We start from the raw sequence: 15,787 nt of genomic DNA on the forward strand, positions 1-15,787 counted from the left end.
TCACTCGGCCTTCCACAGTTCGGGCAGAGCCAGGTCGACGCCGTCGGCCTCGGCCAGCCGCCCGAAGGTGGCCATGGTCGTCTCCAGGTCGTCGAACACCTTCGGCAGCAGCTTGAGCGGCTTGGACAGCGGGCGCCAGAAGGCGTCCCAGTGGATCGGGCGGACTTTGCGCGGTCCGAGCGCGCCGACGGTCTCGCGCCAATACTCCTCCCGCCATTCCTCCGTCTGCTTCCCGGCCGCTCCGGCACCGAGGTAGACGACGTCCGCGGAGTAGCCGGCCAGCGCGCCGGGCACGAAGTTCGCCGACGCGTGGACCTGGACGCTGCCCGCCGCGTGCGCGATGTGGAACGAGTAGCACCGGCCGGTCTTGAAGGCCTTCGCCTTGGCCGGCAGCCGGACGGGTTCGGTGATCTCGCCCGGCACCCGGTCGCCGTCGCTGTGCCGGGTGTCGACCGGCGTCACGGTGAACGCGCCGAACTCGACGAGCTTGCCCGGAACGAGCTCTTCGAACGGCTCGGCGGCCAGGCCGTAGCCCTCCTGGACCTTCCGGGTGGACGGCGAGCCGGCCAGCGTGGCGCCGGTCAGCTCGGCGACGACCGGCGCGTCGAGGACGTGGTCGACGTGCGAGTGCGCCACCAGGACGGCGTCGAGCTTCGTGACGCCGAGGCGGCGCAGGGCGTCGTCGATCCGGCCGCGGTCCGGCGCCACCCGCGTCGCCATCTTGACCAGGGACGGCCTCGAGAAGAAGCCGTCGACCAGGACGGCCGAGGTGCCGTCGGTGACCAGGACGTTCGACACCCCGGCGAAAGCCGTGCGCAGTTCGGGCATGCTGAACAGCATGAAGGTCATCGGGTTGCTCGGCGGGATGAGCTGGGAATCTTCCGCCCAGTACTACGGGCTCGTGAACGAACGGGTGAAAGACGCTCTCGGCGGCTTCCACTCCGCGCACACCGTGCTCTACTCCGTCGACTTCGCCGCGATCGAAGCCATGCAGGCCGAAGACCGCTGGGACGACGCCGGCGCCGAGCTGAACCGGGCGGCCCGTGCGCTCGAGGCCGCAGGTGCCGACTTCGTCGTGCTCTGCACCAACACCATGCACAAGGTCGCCGACCGGCTTACCGACGGCCTCGGCATCCCGCTCCTGCACCTTGGCGACGCCACCGCGGCGGCCGTCAAGGCGGCCGGGATCCGCCGGGTCGGGCTGCTCGGCACCGGCTTCACCATGGGACAGCCGTTCTACCGCGACCGGCTCGCCGCGCACGGCCTCGACGTGCTCGTGCCGGGCGCCGAAGACCGTGACCTCGTCCACCGCGTCATCTACGACGAGCTGGTGCTCGGGGTCGTCGAGGACACCTCGCGGCAGGCCTACCGCGAGGTGATCGCCCGGCTGGTCGACGCGGGTGCCGAGGGCGTGATCTACGGGTGCACGGAGATCGAGCTGCTGGTCGGTCCGGAGGACTCGCCCGTGCCGACCTTCCCCACGACGCGGCTGCACGCCGATGCCGCCGTCGACTTCGCGCTCGGCAAGGCCCCGCTGCCGCCTGCCCCGGTCACACGCTGACCACCGGCCCTCCCGTGTGGGCTTCGTGCTGCGCCACGACCTGCCGCCACAGCCGCTCGCGCTCCTCGGCCGTGAACAGGTCCGGCGTGATGCCGAAGACGTCCGCCGCGGCCGTCCACCAGTCCGCCGGGGACTCGACGAACTCCTTGGTGCCGTGGCGGTTCAGGGTCCGCGCCCGCAGGGTGTCTACCCCCGTCGCGTCGCGGCGTTGCAGCACGCAGACCCGGACGAACCCGGACTCAGGCGCCGTCGACAGCCACGCGTGCTTCTCGGCGAAGTCGGCCATCTCCGCCGCGCCCGGCGCGAAGTCGAAGCCCGCGAAGCTGCCCGACGGGTCGTGGTCGAACCGCCAGCCGCCCGGCGCCACCTCCGACGGCCGCAGCCGGTAGGTGTGCGGGCCCTGCGAGTAGGTGCCTTCCCGTAGGGGGAGCGGCTCGTGGATGCCGTCCCCCAGGCCCGCGTCGACCAGCCACGTCGTCTCCGGCTCGTCCGGCACGCCGGTGACGGTGAGCGCCAGGTGGTTGCGGTCGACGTTCGGCGCGTCGCCCGCACCGCCCTGCACCCCGCCGAGGTGGCGCGTGACCTGGTAACCGAGCTCGCCCAGCAGCTCGGAGAAGGCGCCGTTCAGGTGGTAGCAGTACCCGCCGCGGCCCCGCAGGATCCGCGCGAGCGACGCCGACGGCTCCAGCGGCGTCGGCCGCCCGAGCTGGACCTCCAGCGCCTCGTAGGGCACGCGCTCGACCTGCGCCGCGTGCAGCCGCCGCAGCGCGGCCATGCTCGGCGGCTCGGCGTCGAGGCCGAGCCGCTCCAGGTATCCGTGGACGTCGAAGTTCCCCATGCCCCAGACGCTAGCGGGAGGCACCGACAGAAAGCGCGGATCAGGGATTTCACCCGAGGTGGACCCGGCAGGATCGACGTAGCGTCGATCACGTGAGCACACTGCCTGTGAACCCGGCCCCGGACACCGACGCCGCCAAGCGCGTGCTGCCGCCGAAACCGAAGGCGGCCGCGCTCGTCGCGCTCTCGTTCACCCTGCTGCTCTACCTGGTCGAGCTGGTGGACGTGATCCTGCCCGGCGACCTGGACCAGGGCGGCATCCACTCGCGGATGCTGTCCGGTCTCGACGGCGTGCTGTTCGCGCCGCTGCTGCACGCCGGCTGGTCGCACCTGTTCGCCAACACCGTGCCGGTGCTGCTGTTCTCCTTCCTCGCGATGGCCGCCGGGATCGGCCGGTTCGCCCTGGTCACGGCCATCATCTGGGTGGTGTCCGGGCTCGGGGTGTGGCTGATCGGGCCGGCCAACACGGTCACCGTCGGCGCGTCCGGGCTGGCCTTCGGCTGGCTCGCCTACCTGCTGGTGCGCGGCATCTTCAACCGCGCGGCCGGGCAGATCCTGGTCGCCGTCGTCCTGCTCGGCGTGTGGAGCGGCATGCTCGCCGGCCTGCTGCCCGGGAACCCCGGTGTCTCCTGGCAGGGACACGTCTTCGGCGCGCTGGCCGGCGTCCTCGCGGCGTGGCTGACCGGCCGCACGGGCAAGTCGCGCAAAGCCGAGCCCGCGGCCCCGGGTAACCTCGAAGGGTGACGTCCTCGCCCGCTGATGCCCCGATCGGCGTGTTCGATTCCGGCGTCGGCGGGCTGACCGTCGCGAGGGCGCTGCTCGAGCAGCTGCCCGCCGAGCAGCTCCGCTACGTCGGCGACACGGCGCGAAACCCGTACGGCCCGCTCCCGATCGCCACCGCCCGCAGCTACGCGCTCGAGGCCCTCGACGAGATCGTCGAGAGTGGCGTGAAGGCCCTGGTCATCGCGTGCAACACGGCGTCCGCGGCCTGCCTGCGCGACGCCCGCGAGCGCTACGACGTGCCGGTCATCGAGGTCGTCCTGCCCGCCGCGCGCCGCGCCGTCGTGGCCACGCACACCGGCCGGGTCGGCGTGATCGGCACCGAGGGCACCGTGCGGTCGCGTGCCTACGAGGACGCGTTCGCCGCCGCGCCGGGCATCACGCTCACCAGCGTCGCCTGCCCGCGGTTCGTCGACTTCGTCGAGCGCGGCATCACCTCCGGGCGCCAGGTCCTCGGGCTCGCGCAGGGCTACCTCCAGCCGCTGCTCGACGCCGAGGTCGACACGCTCGTGCTCGGCTGCACGCACTACCCGCTCCTGCAGGGCGTGCTGCAGATCGTGATGGGCCAGGAGGTCACCCTGGTGTCGAGCGCGGAGGAGACGGCCAAGGACGTCGTCCGCGTGCTCACCGAACGGGACCTGCTGACGACCCGGGAGACGCCGCCACGGCACGAGTTCCTGGCCACCGGCTCGGCCGAGCCGTTCACGCGGCTCGCGGCGCGGTTCATGGGGTTCGCCCCGGGTGTCCTGGCTCCCACCACCGCGTGATCAGACGTCCGGACGCTTAGGGTGGCGAAGTGCGACTGACCATCCTCGGGTGCTCCGGCAGCATCCCCGGGCCGAACACCGCCGCGTCCGGTTACCTGGTCGAGGCGGAGGGCTTCCTGCTCGGCCTCGAACTCGGCAACGGCACGCTGGCGCAGCTGCAGGCCGTGGCCGACCCGTTCGACCTGGACGCGTTGGTGCTCACGCACCTGCATCCCGACCACTGCGCCGACGTCAGCGCGCTCACCGTCCTGCGGCGCTACCACCCGGCGCCGCCGTACCCCGCCCGCCCGCGCCTGCTGCCGCTCTACGCGCCGCACGACGCGCCCCTGCGGCTCGCGAACGCGTACGCGCCCAACGAGACCGAGCGGGCCACCACCGACCTCACCGACGTCTACGCCTTCCACCCGCTGCGGGCCGAGCCGTTCCGGATCGGGCCGTTCGAGGTCGTCGCGGTCGCGGTCGACCACCCGACCCCGGCGTACGGCCTGCGCATCTCCTACGGCGGCCGGATCCTCGCGTTCACCGGCGACACCGGGCCGTGCGCGGCGCTGAACGAGCTCGCCGACGGCGTCGACCTGCTGCTCGCCGAGGCGTCCTGGACGGATTCGGCCGAACGGCCGGCCGGGGTGCACCTGTCGGGGAAACAGGCGGGCGAGCTGGCGCGCGACGCCGCGGTCGGGCGGCTGCTGCTGACCCACATCGCGCCGTGGACGGACGCGGGCGCGGTTCTGGCCGAGGCGTCGGCGGAGTTCCCCGGGGCCGAGGTCGTCAAGCAGGGTGCCGTCTACGACGTCTGAGCCGCCGGTCCTAGAGTGCTCTCCGTGGCTCGAAAAGATGGCAGGAACGACGACCAGCTCCGTGACATCAAGATCACCCGGGGATTCCAGCAGTGGCCGGCGGGGTCGGTCCTGATCGAATTCGGCAACACGCGGGTGTTGTGCGCCGCGAGCGTCACCGAAGGCGTGCCGCGCTGGCGGGCCGGGTCCGGGCTCGGCTGGGTGACCGCCGAGTACGCGATGCTGCCGTCCGCGACCAACACGCGTGGTGACCGCGAGTCGGTCAAGGGGCGCATCGGCGGGCGCACGCACGAGATCTCGCGGCTGATCGGCCGTTCGCTGCGCGCCTGCATCGACCTGGCGGCGCTGGGCGAGAACACGATCGTCATCGACTGCGACGTCATCCAGGCCGACGGCGGCACCCGCACGGCCGCGGTGACCGGCGGTTACGTCGCGCTGGCGGACGCGATCACGTGGCTGGGCGCGGCGAACCGGCTCAACGACCCGCAGCCGCTGTCGTCGTCGGTGGCGGCGGTGAGCGTCGGCGTGGTCGACGGCCGCGTGCGCCTCGACCTGCCGTACGAGGAGGACTCGCGCGCCGAGGTCGACATGAACGTGGTGGCGACGGACGCGGGCACCCTGATCGAGGTCCAGGGCACCGGCGAGGGCGCGACCTTCGCCCGGTCCACTTTGGACAAGATGCTCGACCTGGCCCAGGCCGGCTGCGAAGAGCTGACCCGCCTGCAGAACGAAGCGCTGGCGCTGCCGTACCCGGGCGAGCTGCCGGAACCGCGTCCGGACAAGAAGAAGGGCTCGAAGTGACGAAGCTGCTTCTGGCCACGCGCAACGAGAAGAAGCTCGGCGAGCTGCGGCGGATCCTGGTCGCGGAAGGCATCTCCGGCCTGGAGGTCATCGGGCTCGCGGACGTGCCACCGTTCCCGGAGGCACCGGAGACCGCGCCGGACTTCGAGGGCAACGCGGTGGCGAAGGCCCGCGACGCGGTGGCGGCTTGCGGGCTGCCCGCGATCGCCGACGACTCGGGCATCGCGATCGACGCGTTGAACGGGATGCCGGGGGTGTTGTCGGCTCGGTGGGCTGGTGGTCACGGGGACGATGCCGCGAACCTCGAGCTGGTGCTGGCCCAGCTCGGGGATGTACCGGACGAGCGCCGCGGGGCGCAGTTCGTGTGCGCGGCGGCTTTGGTGTTGCTGTCGGGCGAGGAGACCGTCGTGCGCGGCGAGTGGCGCGGGACGATGGTGCGCTCGCGGCGGGGGGCGAATGGGTTCGGGTATGACCCGATCTTCCAGCCGGATGGGGAGTCCCGGACGTCGGCGGAGATGGAGCCGGCGGAGAAGGACGCGGTTTCGCATCGGGGGCGTGCCTTGCGGGCGCTGGTGCCGGCGTTGCGGGAGCTGGCGGAGGGCTAGCGTGGCTCGACGACGGCGTCCGGTCCGGTCTTCACGGTCACACCCGGACCCAGCTCACCGAGACCGGTACAGACGCTGTTCCGGATCTTGAGGACGAGTTCGTGCTCGGCCAGCGGCGAGACGTCCACCGGCTCCGGGAAGTCGGAGATGACGACTTCGCGGAGCGTGGGCACCGTCCGCAGTCGTTTCAGGTCGTGCAGGTGGCACGAATCCATGTGCAGCACGGATATCGCACGGTCGGCGATCGGCGTCAGGTCTCCGAGTTCGACGTTGTGCAGGTGGAACTCGACAGCGTTGGGGAACGTCCGCGTGATCATCTCCAGGGTGACGCCGGGTTCCGGTAGCGCCAGCCAGACCTCGGTCGGCGCCGGCACGCACACCCGGTCGGAGAACGTCCGAGGTGTGACGTTCCACATCCGGATCTTGTCCAGCTTTTCCAGGTCGGCGAGGGGGCCCAGGCCCGGAACATCCCGAAGTTCGTCGATGGAGAGCATCGACAGCCGGGTGAGGCCGCGAAGGAACTCCAGGTCCCGCCACGGGCGCCGCGGGTACGCGTACAACGTTTCCAGCGCCGCGATGCGTCGAAGTGCATCGAGGCCGGTGAAACCGAGCGCCGAATCCAGGATGACCGTGTTCAGTCCGGGGTGTTCGGCAAGGGGATCGAGGGGCACCACGACGTCGGGCCGGAAGTACGTCGCGAGCCACTTCAGGTGCGGCAGCCCCGTCACGAAACCGAGGTCCGTCTGCGGTTCGGAGCTGGGCAGGGAGATCGACAGCTCGGTCAGGTTGGCCAGCAGCCCGACGTAGGGCAGCAGCCGGGCGTTCCGCGCGACGGTGCGGCCGTAGTTGAGCGGTGACTCGGCCAGGACCTCGCAGGCGAAAACCTCCGGATCGAAGTACTGCCACGCGTGCATCAGCTGTTCCTGCACGGTGCTGCGAGGATCCCGCGCATAAGCCTGCAGCACCTTCAGCGCTTCGTTGCCTGCGGTCAGCGCCGCTGCGCGCACCGACGCGCCGGCCACAGCGTCGGAGAGTCCGTCGAGGGTGTCCGGAAGGTATCGCAGGACCCGAGGCCCGATCGACGCGAGTGACTGAGTCTCGCGGATGTTGCGGGGCGGGACCAGCTTGTCCTGGATCACCGACTCCACCCGGCGGATCACCTCGGGATCGGCGTTGCTCACCGTCTCGAGACAGGCTGCGGCCAGCAGACGCAAGTGGCGCGCGTGCCGGGGCTCGTGTTCGGCGCGGTCCAGAACGCCGCTCAGGATTTCGCCGACCTGGTGGCTTTTCGCATGCCCGCAGGCCATCACGATCGTCTCCCACCAGGTGTCCCGGTGTGCCCGATCGACGAGGACGTCCAGGTAGTCCTGCTCGGTCGCTTCGTTGGCGGCGAGGCACTCCTGGAAGGTCCGGTGCACGAAGTCCACCCGGTCGCGCACCGGTTCGCGGAGTACCCCGCTGCGTTCCAGCAGGTAGTCGAGCACCTCGCCGGCGGTCTGATCCACGTGCGGAAGCGACGGCAGCCGCCGGGCCAGGTGGTCGCGGGCCCGGCTTTTCGGCAGCTCGACCTTGGACGCCAGCGTGAGCCGCCAAGCCAGGTCTCCCAGGAGGACCTCCTTTTGCGCCTCGGTGAGGAGCACGTCGATCTGGCGCTCGGCGTCGCGTAGATGCAGCAGCATTGCCAGCGCCTTGCGGTACAGATCCATCCGATCCCGGGGGAGCTCGGACCGATGGGTGAGGTTGAGGGCGCACAACATGGCGCACAGCAGCGGGCTCGCGGCGAGCATGCGCAGGTGCGGGCGACTGTCGAGCTGGTTGAGCAGGCGGCGCTGCACGGTGCGGACGTCGACGTCCGAGCGGACCGTGCCACCGACCAGCGCCGCCTGGTGCCAGCGTTCGATCAGCGCCTCTATGTCTCCGGCGGTCATCGGCTCCAGCAGTACGCTGCTGAAGCCGTCGTTGGCGAGCCAGCGCCGGTCGGCCGCTGCCGTCCGGGCCGTGACTGCCAGCCAGACCTGTGGGAACGTCAGCGCGAGCTCTCGCAGCCAGGTCTTCACACCACGGCGGTGGGACGCTCCGACCTCGTCGACGCCGTCAACCAGCACCAGCGCCCGGCCGCTCGAGAGCACCCGGCTGGTCCAGCCCGGCGGCATCCGGCCGGCCAGTGTCGGCGCGGCGTGCTCGATGAAGCGGTCCGGCGGCGGCAGCGGGCCGGCCGCGAAGGACCGCAGGCGGATCGGGAAGGGAACACGGCCGTTCCAGCTCTCTAGTTCGCCGTTGAACTCGCGGCGTGCCGCCGTCACGGCGAGCCAGTCCAGCAGTGTGGTCTTGCCGGAGCCCGCTTCCCCGCGGATCAGGAGCCGGGTCTGGTTCCCCAGTGCGGCCTCGACCCGCATGTTCGCTGTGCCCTCGCGCTTCTGCCTGTCGCCGAACCACTTCTCGTCCGGCTGCTGTGGCAGCTGGGCCACTATGGTTTCCGGGCAGACACTCAAGCTCAGGTAGGCGATGGTGAGCGGGACGGCGGGCTGATCGTCCATCGTGAGACCGAGCAGCTCGAGCCGGTCCAGCTTGTGCGCGGTGAGATCGAGGTATTCCGCTTCGAACTCGGCGTCGCGGTCGACGCCCTCGGGTGAGGCAAGGCTCGTCTTCGGCACCCGGGCCAGCAGCTCTTCCAGCTGGTCGCTCTGCCTGCTCAGCCGGCCCAGTACCTCGGCCAGCGCCCGCGGCTGGAACGACGGCAGGTGCCGAACCACCTGGACGAGGTGACGGCACGCCTGATCCAGCGCCAGTTCGTACAGCGCCGCCGCCTTGGGAGCCAGGTGCCGCTCGGCCGCCAGGTCAGGGAGCCCGCTTCGGATCTTTCTGGCCAGTTGCTCGGGGTCCGCGTCCGTGACCAGGAAGACCTCGTCCGACAGATCGGTCTTGGTCAGCGCGTCCCCGACAGCCAGGAAGGCCGCGTCGATCTCGTTCTGGGGCAGCGTGGCGAACCGATCCGCCAGAACCTGCTCCAGTTGCTCGGCCACCTGGGTGCCGATGTTCTGGACGAGGTTCTCCAGCTTCTGCCGCTCAAGAGGGCCCTTCAGCTCCCCGGCGGCGAGATCGGCCAAGTCGTCCGAGCGTACTGACGTCGCTTTTCGGCGTCGCAGCCACGATTTCGCCGCGGATGTGGCGATCTGCCCGCCGAGCTTCAGTGCAGGCGCTTCCAAGCCCGTCACAGTGTCCTCCCACCCTCAGACCGCCGGATGTTTCCCGGCGAACGGAGCAGGGACAAGCCTGCAATCGGGTGGACCTACTTGTCACTCGGGCCGAGGATCGCGACCTCGCAGTCGTGCTCGATCTTGTCCGCGTTCGGGGGCTGGGAATCGCTCGAGTACGTCCACGGGGACTCGTCGTTGTCCGGGGTCTCCGCCACGTGCATGCCCTTGTCGTTCATGCACTGGACCCACCTGTGCATGTTGTCCTGGTACGCCGGGTTCTCGCGGTCCATTCCCCACGGCAGCAGTGGCAGCTTCGACCGGCACGCGTCGCCCGCGTCCTTGTGGTCCGCGCTCCACTTCTTTGCTCCCTCGATGGTGTTCGGTTGCGTGTCGACGTCCGCGTTGTGGTCCTTCATGCACGTGCGCCACGGCTCGATCAGGCGGTTGGACTCCTCCGCCGTCTCGTCGACGCGGTGGCGGGGGCGGCCGCCGTCCGCGTCTGTCGAGGGAGCCACAGAAGCCGAAGAAGACGACGCCGGCGTCGACAGTGAAGCCACCTGCGGGGGCGCCGGGGGCGGAGACGAACACGCGGCCAAGCCGAGCAGCAACACCGAACCAGCCAGAAGACGAAGAGCCATACCGGAAGCATGACCGGCGCTTTTCAGGAACTCGTCAGCACGCCGTGAGCGACTCATGCCAGCGCCTGCGTCGGCGGCATCCGCGCGGCCCGCAGCGACGGGTGCAGCCCCGCCAGCACCCCCACCACCAAGGCCCCGACGACTCCTCCCGCCACCGAAGCGACCGGAATCACCGGTGGCCAGCCTTGGTAAGTCGTGTAGCCCAAGGTCACGAGCACGCCCAGCACCGTCCCCGCACAGCCGCCGAGACCCGAAAGTGCCACGGCTTCGGTGAGGAACTGGTCGCGGATGTTTCCCCGCGTCGCACCCAGTGCACGCATCAAGCCGATCTCGCGACGGCGTTCCAGCACCGAGACGAACATCGTGTTGGCGACGCCGACCCCGCCGACCAGCAGCGCCACCCCCGCCAGCCCCAGGAACAGCGCGGAGAACGCCGTCTGCGTCGCCTGCTTCGCCGCCAGCGCGTCCGACGGCCGGGACACCTGGACCAAGCCCGGCAACGCGGGGTTCAGCGTCGCCGGCAGCACCGCGCGGACGTCGGCGATCGCGTCCTCGCGCGCCTTCACGTACACCACCGTCGGGTGCCCGTCGAAGCCCAGGAACCGTTTCGCCGACTCCCATCCCACGAGCACCGCGCGTTCGACGTCCGGCGCCAGCGGCATCGGCGCGAGCACCCCGGTGACCGTGTACCAGGTCGTCCCGATCAGCACGAGCGGCGGCGGCTGCCCCGGCACCACGCGCGAGATGCCGAGCCGGGACGCGGCGACGTAGCCCAGCGCCACCACCGGCAGGTCCGACGCCTCGAATCGTCCTGATTGGACAGTCCCGTTCAACGCCGGCAGCAGGTCGGGGGACGCGGCCAGCACCGCGAGTCCCGAGCCGTCCTGCGGGTCGATCCGGTCGGACCGCCGGACGACGGCGTGCGTGTTCGCGACGGCCGCCGCCGTGGTCACCGGCCCGATCCGCCGCACGCTCCCCACCGCCGACTCCGGCAGCACCACCGGCGGCGTCTGGTTCGGCTGCGGCTCGGCGCGCAGCATGTTCGTGCCCAGCGCGGTCAGCCGGTCGAGCAACGCCGCCTGACTCGACGCGGGGATGCCGGTGACCAGGATCAGCGTCGCGATGCCGAGCGAGATCCCCAACGCCGACAACACCGCCCGCAGCGGTCGCGTCTTGATGCCCAGCAGGCCCACGCCGAGCACGTCGGCGGGCGTCACGCCGAGTCCCCGACGATCCGGCCGTCCCGGAACTCGACGCGCCGGGGCAGCCCGGCGGCGATGTCCCGGTCGTGCGTGATGACGGCGATCGTCGTGCCCTCGGCGTGCAGCCCGGTCAGCAGGTCCAGCACGGCCCGGCCGTTCGCGGTGTCCAGCGCGCCGGTCGGCTCGTCGGCCAGCACCAGCGCCGGGTCGTTGACGACAGCACGCGCGATCGCGACGCGCTGGCGTTCGCCGCCGGAGAGCTCGTGGGGCCGGTGGGCGACGCGGTGCGCGAGCCCGACCCGGCCCAGCGCGTCCAGCGCGAGCGGACGGCGACGGCGGCGCGGCACCCCGGCGTACAGCAGGCCGGTGGCGACGTTGTCCACAGCGGACAGTCCGTCGGTGAGGTGGAACTGCTGGAACACGAACCCCAGCCGGCGCCCGCGCAGCGCGGACAGCTGCCGGTCGGACAACGTCGTGACGTCGTCGCCGCCGACCTCCACCGTGCCGGCCGTCGCGCGGTCGAGCGTCCCGGCGATGTGCAGCAACGTCGACTTCCCCGAGCCCGACGGCCCGGCGATCGCCAGCAGCTCGCCGTCGGACACGGTCAGCGTGACGTCGTCGAGCGCGACGACGTCGCCGGGATAGCGCTTGCTCACCCCGCGCAGGGCCAGCACCGGCGTCACGACGTCGTCACCACCTTCAGGCCTTCGGTGACGCCGTCGCCGCTGATCTCGACGAGGTCGCGCGCGAACATCCCGGTCTTGACCGCGCGAAGCGTCCCGTCCGGCAGCTGTACGGCGTACCCGCCTTCGCGCAGCGCCAGTAGCGCGCCGACCGGCACCGCGAGCACCCCGGCGTGCGTTTCGGTGGCGATCCGGACCTCGACCGCCGCCGAATCGAGGTCGGCGACGGACTTCGGGTCGTCGGGCGTGACCGTGACGTTCACCTTGGGCGGCCCCTGCGGCCCGCCTTCCGGCGTTCCCGTGACGTCCGTGCTCACCGACGTCACCTTGGCCGGGACCGTCGTCCCGTCCGGCCGGGCCACGGTCACCGGCGCGCCGGTCTTGATCGCCGCGACGTCCGAAGCGGACACCGGCGCGACCACCACCTTCGTCGTCGCGCTGACGGTGAGCAGGGGCCCCGCGACCGGGTCGCCGGGCTGCGCGGTCACCGAGTTGACCCGCACCGGGCCGGGCAGCACGAGGACCTGGCCGACGTCGAGGACTCCCGTTTCCTCAAGGCCGGCCTTCTTCTGCCACTTCTTCAGGGCGTCGGCGAACGTGAACGCCTTGGGGTGACCCACTTTGTAGCCGAGCGCGGCCAGGTTCGCGGCGACGACGGCGACGTCCGGGCCGGTGAGGTCCGGGTTGTCGAGCTTGCGGAACAGCGGGGTGTCGCCGAAGAACACCGGGACTCCGCGGCCGTCCACTGAGTACAGTGCCTTGCCGCGCTGGGCGACGTCACCGACGGCGGGCAGCTTCGTGACGGTGCCGGAACCTGTGCCCTTCACCGGCACCGGCGTCCCGAAGCCCAGGGTGCCGGTGAACGACTGCGTGTTCGCCAGGTCGGTCTTCCGGACGGCGACGGTGGTCACGGCGGGCGGCGGCGCGGCCGGGGCGGCGGTCCCGCGGCCGTGGTCCACGACGAAGTACGTCGTGGCGCCCAGCACGGCGACCACGGCGACGGCCGCCCACAAGCCACCCGATCGGGTTTTCATGGGCGTCACGCTCGCAGCGGAATGTCAGGGACCGGTCAGGAAAGCGTGGTCTTCCGGTAGCCGCGCTTATGCTCGGATCATGTGCGCCCACATCGTGCTGGCCGAGGACGACGCCAAGCAGGCGGAGCTCGTCCGGCGCTACCTCGAGCGGGAGCGCCACACCGTGGTCGTCGTCGGCGACGGCGCCGTCGCGCTGGACCTCGTCCGCCGGCACCCGCCCGACCTGCTGGTGCTCGACGTCATGCTGCCCGGGGTGGACGGGCTGGAGATCTGCCGGACGCTGCGCGCGGAGTCCGACCTGCCGGTGCTCATGCTCACCGCACGGTCCACAGAGGACGATCTGCTCGCCGGGCTCGACCTCGGCGCCGACGACTACGTCACCAAGCCGTTCAGCCCGCGCGAGCTGATGGCCCGGATCCGGACGCTGCTGCGGCGGGCCGCTCCCGCGCGTCCCGGCGGTACGGCGCGGGTGGGTGGCCTGACCGTCGACCCGCTGCGCCACGAGGTGACCGTCGACGGCAGGCCGATCGACTGCACGCCGGGCGAGTTCGGGCTCCTGGAACTGATGGCGACGCAGCCCGACCGCGTCTTCACGCGTGGCCAGCTGCTGGAGCACCTGCACGGCTTCGACCGGTTCATCACGCAGCGCGCGATCGACGTGCACGTGATGAACCTGCGCAAGAAGATCGAGGCCGACCCACGGCGCCCGGCGCGGCTGCTCACCGTCTACGGCGTCGGCTACAAGCTGACCGCGGGCGCCGATGCGCCGTAGCCTCCTCCTGCGGTTGTTCGTGCTGTCGGCGCTGGTCGCGGTGGCCTCGATCGCCGCGACGGCGTGGCTCGCCGCGCGCACGACGTCCGGGGCGATCCAGCAGGAGCAGGGCCAGGCCCTGGCCGACGACGGGAACATCTACCGGGGGCTGCTGAAGTACGCCGCGACCCATCCGGACTGGCACGACGTCGGTGACCAGCTACGCGGCACCGCGGCGATCTCCGGCCGTCGCATCGCGCTGACGCTGACCGACGGCACCCCGGTCGCCGATTCGGCCACCGACGGCAGGCCGCTGCCGCTGCGGCCCTCGATCGTCGTCGACCCGCTGTCGGTCGACTCCGGGCTCGGCCAGGACACCACCGCCGACCGGATCGACCCGGACGCGGTCGGCCCGTACGCGCTGGCCGAGGCCGACCGCGCGAACCTCGCCGCCGTCGCCCAGCGGGTGCTGCGGTGCGTGCAGGGCCGCTCGGGCGCCGGCACGATCGAGACGTCGCCGGGCGGGCATCCGCGGATCGAGGGCGCCGACCCGTTCGTGCTGTCCGCGTGCAGGGGCTCCGCGCTCAGCCTGCCGACGAAGACCGAACAGGCCGCGCTGGACCAGCTGTCCACGCTGGTCAACGCCTGCCTGAACCGCGGGCCGGAGTCGAAGCCGCGGGCGCAGGTGCAGGTGTTGCTCGACTTCACCTGGGTGCACAAGGGCGTCTCGGCCGAGGAGACCGAGCAGGCCGTGCGGTCGTGCCTGAACGCGGCCCGCCGGGAGCAGCTGACGCCGTACGTCGCGCCCGCCGCGTCGCTCTACCTCACGGCGTCGTCGGGTGAACCGCCCGCGGGGTTCACGCTCTCGCCGGAGAACCAGGTCCGGCTCTTCCAGGTCGCCGGCGGGATCCTGCTGCTGACGCTGCTGGTCACGGCGTTCGCCGGGCTCCGGCTGATCCGGCCGCTGCGCGCGCTCACCGGCGCGGCGCGGCGGATGGAAGGCGGCGAGACCGGCGCGCAGGTCAAGGTGCGCGGCCGCGACGAGATCGCCCGGCTCGGGACCGCGTTCAACGCCATGTCGGCGAACCGGGAACGCCTGGAGGAGACCCGCAAGGCGATGGTCAGCGACATCGCGCACGAGCTGCGCACGCCGCTGAGCAACATCCGCGGCTGGCTGGAAGCGACCCAGGACGGCCTCAGCCGGCTCGACGACGAGCTGGTCGACTCGCTGCTCGAAGAGGCCGTCCACCTGCAGCACATCGTCGACGACCTGCAGGACCTCGCACTCGCCGACGCGGGCGCGCTGCGGCTGCACCCGGAGCCGGTCGACGTGGCGGCGCTGCTGACCCAGGTCGTCGCGGGTTTCCGGCCGGCCGACGTCTCGCTCACGGCGTCGGCTTCTTCGCTGGAGCTGACCGCCGATCCGGTGCGGCTGCGGCAGGCGGTCGGGAACCTGGTGTCCAACGCGATCCGGCACACGCCGGCCGGCGGGTCGGTGGAGGTCCGCGGGCGCCGGGACGGCGACGACGTCGTGATCGAAGTCGCCGACACCGGCGCCGGGATCGCCGCCGAGGACCTGCCGCACGTGTTCGACCGGTTCTGGCGGGCCGACAAGGCCCGGACACGGGGGACGGGCGGCAGCGGCCTCGGGCTGGCGATCGTCCGGAAGCTCGCGGAGGCCCACGGCGGGACGGTGACCGCGGCTTCCGTGCCCGGTCAGGGCTCGACGTTCACGCTGCGGCTGCCCGTCGGTGCCGGTGGTCGTGAGTGAGAAACAGGGTTAGAACACTGTTTCTCACTCACGACCGGCCCGCACGACGTCAGCCGCGGGCCGCCGCTGGCGCCGTGGCCGGGCTGTTTCGCGGCACGCGGGTAGCCGAACTCCTGCGCGGGGAGGTTCCCCGGAAGGTCGAGGCCGAGTGGCTGGGCGGCCCGGGTGACGTCGGCGGCGCGGCGGCCGTGGGCGTCCGGGTTCAGCACCAGGAACGCCTGGTCGTGGCCGCTCTGCTGGTCGTCGGCGACCCACGTCGCGTCGGCGAGCGCGGTGACTTTCCTTGCCTGGGCCACGAGAACCTCCCTTTCGTGGCCCAGGCAGCGTCGCGAAAGGGTGTGGGGAACCGGTGAGCGAGCGGTC

At 71.6% G+C, this 15,787-nt stretch carries 16 protein-coding genes; 8 read left to right on the top strand and 8 right to left on the bottom strand.

The genetic code is table 11. The features are described from left to right. Window positions 1-828, bottom strand: coding sequence for an MBL fold metallo-hydrolase (locus ACZ7OU_RS14680; protein ID WP_470255358.1), 828 nt, complete (start codon window positions 826-828; stop codon window positions 1-3). 10 nt (window positions 829-838) lie between these two features. Between ACZ7OU_RS14680 and ACZ7OU_RS14685 the strand changes: the two genes are divergently transcribed. After that, a complete protein-coding gene (locus ACZ7OU_RS14685) occupies window positions 839-1,561 on the top strand; it encodes an aspartate/glutamate racemase family protein (protein ID WP_470255933.1) in 723 nt (240 codons plus the stop codon). Here ACZ7OU_RS14685 and ACZ7OU_RS14690 read toward each other — a convergent pair. Beyond that, window positions 1,551-2,399 (bottom strand): arylamine N-acetyltransferase family protein, encoded by an 849-nt coding sequence (locus ACZ7OU_RS14690; protein WP_470255359.1) that lies wholly within the window; start codon window positions 2,397-2,399, stop codon window positions 1,551-1,553. The genes ACZ7OU_RS14685 and ACZ7OU_RS14690 overlap by 11 nt on opposite strands. 92 nt (window positions 2,400-2,491) lie before the next feature. Between ACZ7OU_RS14690 and ACZ7OU_RS14695 the strand changes: the two genes are divergently transcribed. Genes ACZ7OU_RS14695 through rdgB form a run of 5 tightly spaced genes read left to right on the top strand, consistent with a single transcriptional unit; the run spans window position 2,492 to window position 6,148 of the window. Continuing rightward, a complete protein-coding gene (locus ACZ7OU_RS14695) occupies window positions 2,492-3,142 on the top strand; it encodes a rhomboid family intramembrane serine protease (protein WP_470255360.1) in 651 nt (216 codons plus the stop codon). Further along, the gene (gene murI, locus ACZ7OU_RS14700) at window positions 3,139-3,945 is read left to right on the top strand and encodes a glutamate racemase (protein WP_470241428.1); all 807 of its coding nucleotides are present in this window, start codon (window positions 3,139-3,141) and stop codon (window positions 3,943-3,945) included. Before ACZ7OU_RS14695 ends, murI begins: the two co-directional genes overlap by 4 nt. 29 nt (window positions 3,946-3,974) lie before the next feature. Beyond that, window positions 3,975-4,742 carry an MBL fold metallo-hydrolase gene (locus ACZ7OU_RS14705; RefSeq protein WP_470241427.1) on the top strand — a complete coding sequence of 256 codons (768 nt, stop codon included), beginning with the start codon at window positions 3,975-3,977 and terminating at the stop codon, window positions 4,740-4,742. A 24-nt stretch (window positions 4,743-4,766) separates the two neighbouring features. Continuing rightward, a complete protein-coding gene (gene rph / locus ACZ7OU_RS14710) occupies window positions 4,767-5,543 on the top strand; it encodes a ribonuclease PH (protein WP_155541338.1) in 777 nt (258 codons plus the stop codon). After that, window positions 5,540-6,148, top strand: a complete 609-nt coding sequence (gene rdgB / locus ACZ7OU_RS14715; protein WP_470241426.1) for an RdgB/HAM1 family non-canonical purine NTP pyrophosphatase — start codon at window positions 5,540-5,542, stop codon at window positions 6,146-6,148. The genes rph and rdgB overlap by 4 nt, the downstream gene beginning before the upstream one ends. Here rdgB and ACZ7OU_RS14720 read toward each other — a convergent pair. The 5 genes from ACZ7OU_RS14720 to ACZ7OU_RS14740 form a co-directional block, all read right to left on the bottom strand. Next, complete coding sequence (locus ACZ7OU_RS14720) at window positions 6,145-9,363, bottom strand: NACHT domain-containing protein (protein ID WP_470255361.1); 3,219 nt, start codon at window positions 9,361-9,363, stop codon at window positions 6,145-6,147. The two genes, rdgB and ACZ7OU_RS14720, sit on opposite strands and share 4 nt — an antisense overlap. A 74-nt stretch (window positions 9,364-9,437) precedes the next feature. Next, the gene (locus tag ACZ7OU_RS14725) at window positions 9,438-9,983 is read right to left on the bottom strand and encodes a hypothetical protein (protein WP_470255362.1); all 546 of its coding nucleotides are present in this window, start codon (window positions 9,981-9,983) and stop codon (window positions 9,438-9,440) included. A gap of 53 nt (window positions 9,984-10,036) precedes the next feature. Further along, window positions 10,037-11,200 carry an ABC transporter permease gene (locus tag ACZ7OU_RS14730; RefSeq protein WP_470255363.1) on the bottom strand — a complete coding sequence of 388 codons (1,164 nt, stop codon included), beginning with the start codon at window positions 11,198-11,200 and terminating at the stop codon, window positions 10,037-10,039. Next, window positions 11,197-11,868, bottom strand: coding sequence for an ABC transporter ATP-binding protein (locus tag ACZ7OU_RS14735; RefSeq protein WP_470255364.1), 672 nt, complete (start codon window positions 11,866-11,868; stop codon window positions 11,197-11,199). Before ACZ7OU_RS14735 ends, ACZ7OU_RS14730 begins: the two co-directional genes overlap by 4 nt. Next, window positions 11,865-12,902: an efflux RND transporter periplasmic adaptor subunit gene (locus ACZ7OU_RS14740; RefSeq protein ID WP_470255365.1), complete on the bottom strand. Its 1,038-nt coding sequence runs from the start codon at window positions 12,900-12,902 to the stop codon at window positions 11,865-11,867. Before ACZ7OU_RS14740 ends, ACZ7OU_RS14735 begins: the two co-directional genes overlap by 4 nt. A gap of 79 nt (window positions 12,903-12,981) precedes the next feature. On the opposite strand from ACZ7OU_RS14740, the gene ACZ7OU_RS14745 reads away from it, so the two are divergent. Together ACZ7OU_RS14745 and ACZ7OU_RS14750 are read left to right on the top strand one after the other, a co-directional pair. Further along, window positions 12,982-13,674 carry a response regulator transcription factor gene (locus ACZ7OU_RS14745; protein ID WP_470255366.1) on the top strand — a complete coding sequence of 231 codons (693 nt, stop codon included), beginning with the start codon at window positions 12,982-12,984 and terminating at the stop codon, window positions 13,672-13,674. Next, complete coding sequence (locus ACZ7OU_RS14750; RefSeq protein ID WP_470255367.1) at window positions 13,664-15,424, top strand: sensor histidine kinase; 1,761 nt, start codon at window positions 13,664-13,666, stop codon at window positions 15,422-15,424. The genes ACZ7OU_RS14745 and ACZ7OU_RS14750 overlap by 11 nt, the downstream gene beginning before the upstream one ends. Here ACZ7OU_RS14750 and ACZ7OU_RS14755 read toward each other — a convergent pair. Further along, a complete protein-coding gene (locus tag ACZ7OU_RS14755; protein ID WP_470255368.1) occupies window positions 15,370-15,720 on the bottom strand; it encodes a hypothetical protein in 351 nt (116 codons plus the stop codon). The genes ACZ7OU_RS14750 and ACZ7OU_RS14755 overlap by 55 nt on opposite strands. Between the last annotated feature and the right edge of the window lie 67 nt (window positions 15,721-15,787).

It is taken from the genome of Amycolatopsis sp. NPDC114505 (assembly GCF_055633615.1).

What these genes read in the sequence shown, in the direction of transcription:
- ACZ7OU_RS14750 (WP_470255367.1), top strand. Translation starts at nt 13,664, where the DNA reads ATGCGCCGTAGCCTCCTCCTGCGGTTGTTCGTGCTGTCGGCGCTGGTC.
- ACZ7OU_RS14745 (WP_470255366.1), top strand. Translation starts at nt 12,982, where the DNA reads ATGTGCGCCCACATCGTGCTGGCCGAGGACGACGCCAAGCAGGCGGAG.
- ACZ7OU_RS14740 (WP_470255365.1), bottom strand. Translation starts at nt 12,902, where the DNA reads ATGAAAACCCGATCGGGTGGCTTGTGGGCGGCCGTCGCCGTGGTCGCC.
- ACZ7OU_RS14725 (WP_470255362.1), bottom strand. Translation starts at nt 9,983, where the DNA reads ATGGCTCTTCGTCTTCTGGCTGGTTCGGTGTTGCTGCTCGGCTTGGCC.
- ACZ7OU_RS14685 (WP_470255933.1), top strand. Translation starts at nt 839, where the DNA reads ATGAAGGTCATCGGGTTGCTCGGCGGGATGAGCTGGGAATCTTCCGCC.
- ACZ7OU_RS14690 (WP_470255359.1), bottom strand. Translation starts at nt 2,399, where the DNA reads ATGGGGAACTTCGACGTCCACGGATACCTGGAGCGGCTCGGCCTCGAC.
- ACZ7OU_RS14680 (WP_470255358.1), bottom strand. Translation starts at nt 828, where the DNA reads ATGCCCGAACTGCGCACGGCTTTCGCCGGGGTGTCGAACGTCCTGGTC.